We start from the raw sequence: 426 nt of genomic DNA, 5'->3' as shown, positions 1-426 counted from the left end.
CTTGTTGCCCTTGCCCTTGTCCAGTTCCGGCAGGTCGTTGGCGGCGATCGCCAGCAGGTTGCCGGAGCTGGTCACCGCCACGATGCGGTCGGTGGCCACGTTGGCGACCATCGACGGGGTGAGCACCGACGAGCCGGACGACAGGTTCAGCATCGCCTTGCCGGCCTTGTTGCGGCCGATCAGGTTCTCGAAGCGGGTGACGAAGCCATAGCCATGACTGGAGGCCAGCACGAAGCGGGCATCCGGCTCGGCACTGGCCAAGGTCACGAAGCTGGTACCGGGAGCCGGCGAGAAGCGGCCGGTCAGCGGTTCGCCATTGCCACGCGCGGAGGGCAGGGTATGCACCGGCGTCGAGTAGGCGCGGCCTTCGCTGTCGAGGAACGCGACCTGCTGGGTGCTGCGCGCACGCACTGCGCCCTGCAGGGC

Annotated in this window: 1 protein-coding gene; it reads right to left on the bottom strand. The window is 68.5% G+C overall.

Annotated elements, in window-relative coordinates:
- On the bottom strand, positions 1–426 hold a 426-nt coding region (locus JNB71_RS24245; RefSeq protein ID WP_220374316.1), incomplete at both ends, for a DNA gyrase C-terminal beta-propeller domain-containing protein.

It is taken from the genome of Rhizobium herbae (assembly GCF_019511375.1).
Taxonomy (GTDB): Bacteria; Pseudomonadota; Alphaproteobacteria; order Rhizobiales; family Rhizobiaceae; genus Pararhizobium; species Pararhizobium herbae_A.
Note: the sequence above shows the minus strand (reverse complement) of the source record. Positions and strands in the feature narration are given on the sequence as shown.